We start from the raw sequence: 8,330 nt of genomic DNA, 5'->3' as shown, positions 1-8,330 counted from the left end.
GCGCGGCGCGCGCACGCCGGCTAACGCCGCGGCTGCCGTTGCCAGCGGAATACCCTGCGTGAGCGCCACCGTCAGCGCGGCGAGCGCATTGCTGGCATTAAAGCGGCCGGGCAATGGTACCGTGAGGTCAGCTTCGCCCCACGGAGAAGACACGCGCACCAAGCTACCCATCGGGCCGCTCTGGATCAGCCGCCCCTGCACCTCAGCCGGTTCGTTCAGACCGTAGCGGATACGGGTCGCAGTGGCGGGAGCGGCGGCGAGAAAGTGGTGATGGTTGGGATCATCGGCATTGACAATCGCCCACGCCGGGCCGGCGCGTTCGGCAAGCAGGGCAAAGAGTTGCGCCTTATCGGCGCGGTACTGCTCGAACGAACCGTGATAATCGAGATGCTCGTGACCGATATTGAGCATCACCGCCACGGCGAAGGCGCAGCCAACCAAGCGGCCCCAGCGTGGTGAGAGGGCATGCGAGGTCGCCTCAATCACCGCCGTATCGCAACCGGCGGCGACCATCTCGCGCAGCAGCGCCTGCACTTCCGGCGCTTCCGGCGTACTCTGGCGGGTGTCGTTCGGCCAGCGCCGCGCCCCAATCTGAAAATCGACCGTGCTAATCATTCCCACCGCTCGCCCGGCAGCAGCCAAGAGCTGCGCGGTCAGATCGGTCGTGGTGCTCTTGCCTTTGGTGCCGGTAATGCCAATCGTGACCATCGCTCGCCCCGGATAATCGTAGAACGCGGCGGCGAGCGGAGCCAGCGCCACCCGGCTATCGGCCGCCACTACCACCGGCACGCCGGCTGGGGCCGGCCCTTGCCAATAGCGCTGATCGACCACCAAAGCGGCAGCGCCGCGGCTGATCACTTGGGGCAGAAACTGGTGGCCATCGCTGTGCTGACCGCGAATCGCCACAAACAAACTCCCCGGCTCAACCCGGCGCGAATCATAGACGAGCGAATGGATAGGAACGGCCAGATCGCCGATCACGTGTTGAACGGCGACACCGGACAAGAGATCGACAAGCATTTTGCTCATAGGCTATTTCTAGGGCTGAATTGTCAAGGACTGCGAACCGCTACCCGGCCAGTTTCCGCCGAGCCAGCGGGTAAAGCGGCGGCAGCAGCACCAGATCGAATGCGGGGACGAACCGCGCCACGTTCCCGCCAAAGCCTTTCTTAAAGCGATAGACCCCAATCAGTGGATCGTGCTGCGCCTCTTGTTCCAGCGCGGTACGGGTTGATTCATCGTGAGCGAACGCGGCCCTGCCCAACGCATCGGGGATTCCCCACAGATCGTAGCCGATGCACCCCAATTCGCGCGCCCACCGCAGCGCATGCCATTCGAGCAGATGGTTCGCGCCGCTGCGCAACCCGTCTGCGGTCGCGCCACTGTAGAGATAACGGCCATAGCGGGTATCGGCAAAGACCAGATGGGCCGCCACCGCCGCACCGTTCAATTCAGCGATCAACAAGCGCGCGCGCGGTTGGTGCAACTGCCATGCCGCAGTGTAATAGCCGGCGCTGTGAATGCCAAAATCGGCCCGCGCCCCGGTCGCCTGCATGATAGCGTAAAACGTCGGCAAGTCAGCGGCTGATCCCACCCGCACCGTCACACCAAGCCGTTCGGCGCGGCGAATATCAGCGCGGTGACCTTTCGAGCAGGCAGCAAATAGAGCTTCTTCATCTGGCCGCAGATCGACCACAATAGTGCTGCGCGGTTGGATCGTCTCTGCCACCGGCAACTGCTGCAGGCTCAGCCATGCCATCAGCGCGCCCGCCTCTGGCGCATCCTGCAACACATTCGGCTCCAGCCGGATCAGCACTGCCGCCATCTGCCAACCCAGCCGGCGCAGCGCGCGCAGCAACAGATCATCAATCGCCGGATCGCCGGCCAAGAGCGGCCCGCGCGGAACGTAGCCAAACGCCAACCCGTAATAGCGCCGAAAGAGGATCTGCGCGCCAGCGACCATCGTGCCCGCCCGATCAGACACCACCAGCCGCCGGTACTGCCAGCCAAACCGGCCCTTCAGCGCCCCCCATGGGCTAGCCTGTAGCAAATTGCCGTGGGGATGGGCAGCAACAAACGCATCCCACTGGGCCGGAGAGGGTTCCGCAACCAGCCACTGCCTGCTCATAGCTGCACCCACAGCCGCTCGGCGTAACGCAACAGCGGCGACGCCACCTGCTCAGCGTACGCTGTCACCGCCGCCGGCATCGCCGCGGCGCCGCCAAAGAGCACCCCCAACTGGCTGGCATACGCGCCAATCGCGGCAATCTTGGCCGAGAGCGCCGGCTCATCAAGCGGAACAGGATGAGGCGTATAACGCTCTTGCCCAATCATCGCCAGCCGCTGCGTGACCGCGTCAGCGGTGCGCGCATAGGGAAAATCTTCGTAGTAAAAGCAGGCAGCGCCGCGCGCAAGCAGCGCAGCCGTAGCCGCGGCAAAGACCAACTGGTGATCAACGTGCATCCCCACCGCTAACGGTAGATAGAAAGCGGCGGCTGGATAACGCTGCGCTAGCATCGCCACAAGGTTGGCGACATCTGCGGCAAGCGGATCGTCACTCGCAGGAACGGCGAACAAGCTCGTCTCATCGAAGTAGGAATCAGGCCGGCGATAGATTGCATCAAGCACCGGCCACAGCAGCGCATCTGCGCCGAGGATGCGCAGTGCTGCGGCATCTTCGGCCCGGCGCTGGGCCACCACCGTGGCCGGCGGCAACCCCCAGCGTTCGTGCAACGATTGGGCAAAGGGGCTAAACGGCGCATCCGGCGGCGGACTGCCGCTACAGACATTCACCACCAACACCGGCTCACCGGCGGCGGTCGCGCGCGCAATCAAGCCGCCACAGGAAAGCGCCGCATCATCGAGATGCGGCGACAGCACGACATGACGATAACAGCCGGGCAAGGCCGCGGCGTGTTCGGTAACGAGCGGCATACAGCCTCAGAGGGTATCAATATCGAGTTCAGCGAGGGCGTCTTGCGCCGCCTGCGCGCGGGTCTCGTCACGCGAGCGAGCAAGGCGCTTGAGAATCCGGCGCGCATCAGGGCCGCCGACTTGGCCAAGCGCCCAGATCGCAGCCAGCGCGATCTCGGTATCATCATCGTCAACCAGCGGCAAGAGCGACGGTAACAACTCGCGGCCATCTTCGCCAATCTCGCCGACGGCTCGCGCCGCTTCGTAGCGCAGCGCCGGCGAGGGGCTTTTCAACTCGCGCTCGATATAGGGGAACCAGCTCGGTCGCATCGAACGGCCCATCGCTAGGACTGCGCTCTCGCGCATCAGGATATCGTCCATGCTATAGGCCCGCCCGATCGCGGCCTGCGCTTCCCGCGAGCCAGCAAAATACCCCAGCGCCTCAATCGCCCGCCGCCGCACCTCAAGCGGCTGCTCAGGATCATCGGCAGCGTCGAGCAACGCCATGTGCAACCGCTCGCATGCCTCAAGGGCCAGCTCGCCAATTTCGGCGCGGTAGGCAAAGCGGGCAAGGCTGAGCAAGGCCGCGGCGCGCACCTCGCCGGCTGGATCGTGAATCATCCGGATCAGCCGATCCATCATCTGCTCGTGGTCATCTTCCCACAAGCCTTCGATCGCCAGCACCCGAATCTCAGGGTCTTGGTCAGCCAAACAGGCGCGAAACACGGGCCGATAATCAAGCCGAACCTGTTCTTCGGCTAATTCGGCCAACAAGCGCATAATATGCCGTCGCCGCTCAAGACCAAACCGCTGCCACTGCTCCCAGAAGATATACACACTCTCTGGGCCAAGATTCGCAAGCAGCTTCAGATCGAGCCGGGTCGGAGCGTGTTCAGTGGCATCAAGTTGGGCAACCCGCTCGGCAAAACTTGGGGTCATCATATACCTGACAGGGATGAAGAGACGTTGCCGGGCAACGTCTCTTCATCGTTACATAGGCTTGGATACGGTAACGATACGCAGCAACGTCGCTTACTCATCTTCCTCAATATAGCGACCACTGCGGCGGCGCAAGGCCGGCTGGATGGGCAAATCCTCGTCCTCCTCAACGGCCTCAGCCTCATCAGTTTCCTCTGGTGGCGGCGTGAAGAGGTAGAAACCTTCAGCCGCGGGATCGGCGGCAATTGCCGGATGGTTCGCCAGCAGCGCCAGCAAGAAGGAACGCGAGGCTGGGCGCAGCACATTGTAGGCCATGAAGATGTCAGCAAAACTCACCCGGTAGACTGGCTGCTCGCGGCTGCCGCCACGCTCACCCATCGTCTCGCAAACGTGTTCAAGGATCATCTCGGCCTTCCGCCGCTCACCCATGGGGAACGCCTTCAGATTGCGTAGCTTGCCGTAACGATTCTGCTCTGGCAGCAGATCATCATCGACGGCGCAATAGAAGGTCATATTCGCAAACGCGAACTTATTCTTCTTTTCATCGAGCGTCAACAGGCGGCCAGTCGTCTCGCTCGCCTCTTCATACGTGATGGTAAAGACGTTCACAGCCTCACCGCGGCTAATCGTAATCAGCGCACCGGGGACAAGGTGCTCGCGGAAGAAATCTTCCAGACCTTGCAGCCAGCCGCCGCGGTTGCCGGTCGGATAGCGCACTTCAACCAGATAGGTGCCAAAGTGCTGCGACGACTCGAAGCGGAGCACTGCGCTGCGCTGGTCGGGGAAGACCGACTTCGGCAACAGAGCTGCCAGCGCCGCATCGAGCGGCAGAACGCCAAACTCCCACTCGAAGAAGGTCAAGAGGCGGGTCACACTACCGCTAGCCTCAATCGATTCGGCGCTCTGCTCAGTAAGGCTATCATCAAAGCCTTCGATGAGGTACGACGTCAACTGGCCCATCTCCGCCGCTTTCACCCGCTTCGAGCCAATCGCCGGCAACCCCTTGGTAGACCAGATATTAGCCCCTTCCACGCCGACGAACTCAAAATCCTTCTCGCGTGACAACCGGTAGTTGAGCGAGAAGCGGAAGCCTTCATAGTCAGACTGGCGGGGATTGTGATAATACAGATCAGCGACAATCTCGGTATCGAGCAAGGGCTCGTTGCGTTCGAGAATGTAATCGCGGATCTTGCGCAGATCATTCTTGCCGAAGCTCGTCAGTTTATCTTCCGGATAATGCATCCGGCCAAAGCTGACGATCCGGCGGAGCGGATCTTGTTCGAGCCGCTCGGCCAGAATCCGTTCGAGGGCCGGGCCATATTCCGCCACAATCTCGGCTGGCGGGCGGCTCAGATCGATAGCCATACCATCAACCACCAAGATCGTGCTGCGTTCAGCAGGCGCAGCCAGCGGCGGGGTAGGCGCAGTTTCAACCGGTTCGGCTGCCGGCTTCGTCTCAATTGGCGCCTCCTGAATTTCGGCAGTGATCGGCACTGCCGACGGCAGTTCGACCGCTACCGGCGTTGCCGGCGCTGCTGAAGGCGGTTCAGCGACCACCGGTGCAACCTGTGCAACCGCTGGAGCTGGCTCAACCGGCGCTGGCGGCTCGACAACTGGTTCGTGCTCGGCGGCTTTGGCCGTCACCAATCGGGCCTGCTCGATCCAGTAATCGGAAATGTACACTGGCTCGACCGTCGTAATCGCCGGGCGAGAGGTTGAAACCACGACGCTCAAATCATCGATCGGCAGCGGCTTCTCCGGTTCATAGAGCCGCTGCTTGAAGGTATGGATATCGGTCGTATCACGGGGAACGTAACGCCCTTGCCGGGAGGTCACAAAAATCATTTGACCATTGACCTCCTCGCGGGTAAAGCGCTCATCAGCCGCCAGCGCCGCTTCGAGTTCGGCGCGCACCTGCGCAGCATCGCGCTGCCACCGCGCGGCAAAAAAATCGACCAGATTCTGCAACGTCTGGCGGATAGGGGCATCAACGGCGAAGAGGATTCCTTGCGCGGTCATCAGCCGCCATACTTCATCGGCCAACGTTCCTGTCGTGGCGGTCATTCGCTCTCCTCCATCACCAGCTTGCTTAAGATTTCAAGATATTGCACCAACAACTCGCGCACATCTTTCGGCTCGCCGCTCGCTCGTAGCCACTGGAGCAAGCGATCAACAGCCGTGTCGCCAAAGACGATCATCTTCGCGTCCATGCAGCCCCCATGACACTTACAAACAACAGGAAACAGAGAGGCTTTTTTTGCCTCCCTGCTATCCGTAGGGTATACGATATAGCTTCCTGTATTGTAGCATTGCTCGGCGCTGCGCGCAAATCACAGCAGGCATCAGGCGTGATGGGAGATTGCGGTTGGAACCAATAGACAGATGACCAGCGCAGTATTGGCGATTAGCAAGCAGCAGGCATACGGCTGTGCAGCCGATATTGCCGCATGGGCAGCCAACCCCGCCAACCTTGTTGGGGCTTAATCCGACAAACTATCGAGCGCCATCGCCACTGCGCCGATGGCAACGCTATCAGGACCAAGTACTGAAGCCACCACCGGCACCGGGCGCGCAAATTGCGGCGCGATGAAATCATTGACCCGCGCGGCGATCGACTCCACAAACGGCTCACCGCCGATCCGCACCACGATACCACCCAGCACAACCATTTCGGGATCGAGCAACGCAATGACCTGCGCGATCCGGGTCGCCATCAGATCAATCGTATGCTGCACCACCCGGCGCGCCACCGGATGATCAATGAAAATGTCTTCGAGCCGTTCGGCGGCCATCCCGGCGGCATTTGCGCGCCGCAACAAACCGCTGATCGAGACCAACTCCTCGAGCGTCTCTGGCCGGCCATCGCCATCCCAGCCGTGGCCCACGACTGCATGGCCAATCTCACCGGCCATCGAATGGGCGCCGTGGTAGAGCCGGCCATTCAACACTGCCCCACCACCCACACCGGTGCTCAGGTGAAAGTAGAAGAGGTGCTGGCACCCTTTACCAACCCCAAACGTCGCCTCACCGAGCGCGATCAGATTGGCATCATTATCGATCAGCGTCACCGCATCAAACGCCTGCTCAAACCGCTCTTGCAACGGATAATTTTCCCAGCCGGGTCGTCGCGGCGCCAGCCGCACCGTCCCATGGTGTAGATCAACCGGCCCGCTGAAGCCAATCCCCACTCGCACCAATCGATCAACCGTTACCCCTTCCCGCGCCATCAAGTCTTGCACCAGTGCAATGACCTTCGTCACCGTGGTTTCAGGGTCTTCGTGATCAACCGCTTCAATGGCAGCGTTATGATAGGTATGATGCTGCAGATCGACCAGCGCCGCGCGCAAGCCGTAACTGCCGAGGTCGATACCAAGGATATAGCCCTGATTACCGAGAACTCCCCACAGGTTCTGCGTTAACCGTTCACTGATGAGGGTAGGCAGATCTTTCATAGGGGGTTCCTCTCTGAACTATCGCTTCAGCGGATGGCGGCACCAATGTTGTGAGATTATAGCATATCCTAATCGCGTTGTGACGCCTTTGCCGGTGTTGGTTCGGCAACAAATAGCAGTAAGGCGATAACACCTAACGCTGCGGCGGCCATCCGTGACCATGGCCACGCCGCTTGCGCGCAATCAGCACAGTCCGCTTCCGCTATGGGCGAGCGGGTTGGCGTTGGGAGCGGAAGCGTGGCGCTCAAGTAGGCGGCTGCCGGCGACTGCGGCAAGAGCGAAGCAGGTCGAGGTTCGGCTAGCGGTTGAGGTACCACCGGTGTGAGCACGGGACCAGTTACCACCACTGCATGCAAAGGCGGATCAGCACCGGGTTGCGCACTACTCGGCGGACTCGCCGCTGCCTCTGATCGACGCCAAATGATCTGGCCAACCGTTGTCGCCGTATACGTGAAGGTATCGATCACCGTCCCTAGCGGATCGTGCAACATGACCGTATCACCGCCGTTATTGAGCAAGGCGCGCGTCATCAGAATGCGCACCGTCTCTCCCGGCGCCAATTCCTGCTCGGCCAATGACCGGCGCTGGCCGCTCGCATCGCTCAAAAACCAGTCGCGTAGATTGATCGGCGAGGCATAATAACTGGTTACTTCAACCCATTCACTCTCACCGGTCACCGGCGCCGGCAGCAGCGCGCTGATCACGATGCTCCCCGCCGGCCACGGCGTTGGCAACGCGCTTGGCAGTGCCGACGGCGTTTTAGTGACCGTGGGAGTTTTCGTTGCCGTTGGCACGCGAGTAGCCGTTGGCATTTTGGTCGCGGTCGGCGTGCGAGTCACGGTCGGTGTACGAGTTGCGGTCGGTTCCCGCGTCGCCGTTGGCGTGCGGGTTGCGGTCGGTTCCCGTGTCTCAGTGACATTAGTCTGTACCAGCGGGATTCCTGTAGCTGTCGCTTCCGGGATCAGATTCGGCTCACCCGGCGTCGGCTCGGCGCTGATCACCCACTCAGCGCCAGCTTCGCGCCGG

8 protein-coding genes are annotated in these 8,330 nt (G+C 61.4%); all 8 read right to left on the bottom strand.

Features of this window, described 5'->3' with window-relative positions:
• A partial coding sequence (locus tag U9R81_RS18795) for a UDP-N-acetylmuramyl-tripeptide synthetase (RefSeq protein WP_322496943.1) occupies nt 1-1,029 on the bottom strand: 1,029 nt, incomplete at its 3' end.
• 40 nt (nt 1,030-1,069) lie between these two features.
• On the bottom strand, nt 1,070-2,128 hold the full coding sequence (locus U9R81_RS18790; protein WP_322496942.1) for a lipid II:glycine glycyltransferase FemX: 1,059 nt from the start codon (nt 2,126-2,128) through the stop codon (nt 1,070-1,072).
• Complete coding sequence (locus U9R81_RS18785) at nt 2,125-2,934, bottom strand: PIG-L family deacetylase (RefSeq protein ID WP_322496941.1); 810 nt, start codon at nt 2,932-2,934, stop codon at nt 2,125-2,127. Before U9R81_RS18785 ends, U9R81_RS18790 begins: the two co-directional genes overlap by 4 nt.
• Before the next feature lie 6 nt (nt 2,935-2,940).
• The gene (locus U9R81_RS18780) at nt 2,941-3,852 is read right to left on the bottom strand and encodes a HEAT repeat domain-containing protein (RefSeq protein ID WP_322496940.1); all 912 of its coding nucleotides are present in this window, start codon (nt 3,850-3,852) and stop codon (nt 2,941-2,943) included.
• 93 nt (nt 3,853-3,945) lie between these two features.
• Nucleotides 3,946-5,916, bottom strand: a complete 1,971-nt coding sequence (locus tag U9R81_RS18775) for a hypothetical protein (RefSeq protein ID WP_322496939.1) — start codon at nt 5,914-5,916, stop codon at nt 3,946-3,948.
• Nucleotides 5,913-6,062, bottom strand: a complete 150-nt coding sequence (locus tag U9R81_RS18770) for a hypothetical protein (protein ID WP_156525279.1) — start codon at nt 6,060-6,062, stop codon at nt 5,913-5,915. The genes U9R81_RS18775 and U9R81_RS18770 overlap by 4 nt, the downstream gene beginning before the upstream one ends.
• Nucleotides 6,063-6,332: 270 nt before the next feature.
• The gene (locus U9R81_RS18765; protein ID WP_322496938.1) at nt 6,333-7,304 is read right to left on the bottom strand and encodes an ROK family protein; all 972 of its coding nucleotides are present in this window, start codon (nt 7,302-7,304) and stop codon (nt 6,333-6,335) included.
• A gap of 68 nt (nt 7,305-7,372) precedes the next feature.
• A partial coding sequence (locus U9R81_RS18760) for a lamin tail domain-containing protein (protein WP_322496937.1) occupies nt 7,373-8,330 on the bottom strand: 958 nt, incomplete at its 5' end.

Origin of the sequence: Chloroflexus sp. (assembly GCF_034435895.1) — a bacterium.
Classification (GTDB): Bacteria; Chloroflexota; Chloroflexia; order Chloroflexales; family Chloroflexaceae; genus Chloroflexus.
Note: the sequence above shows the minus strand (reverse complement) of the source record. Positions and strands in the feature narration are given on the sequence as shown.

Excerpts from the sequence above, each read along its gene's own strand:
- U9R81_RS18770 (WP_156525279.1), bottom strand. The coding sequence starts at position 6,062 with ATGGACGCGAAGATGATCGTCTTTGGCGACACGGCTGTTGATCGCTTG.
- U9R81_RS18765 (WP_322496938.1), bottom strand. The coding sequence starts at position 7,304 with ATGAAAGATCTGCCTACCCTCATCAGTGAACGGTTAACGCAGAACCTG.
- U9R81_RS18790 (WP_322496942.1), bottom strand. The coding sequence starts at position 2,128 with ATGAGCAGGCAGTGGCTGGTTGCGGAACCCTCTCCGGCCCAGTGGGAT.
- U9R81_RS18785 (WP_322496941.1), bottom strand. The coding sequence starts at position 2,934 with ATGCCGCTCGTTACCGAACACGCCGCGGCCTTGCCCGGCTGTTATCGT.
- U9R81_RS18780 (WP_322496940.1), bottom strand. The coding sequence starts at position 3,852 with ATGACCCCAAGTTTTGCCGAGCGGGTTGCCCAACTTGATGCCACTGAA.
- U9R81_RS18775 (WP_322496939.1), bottom strand. The coding sequence starts at position 5,916 with ATGACCGCCACGACAGGAACGTTGGCCGATGAAGTATGGCGGCTGATG.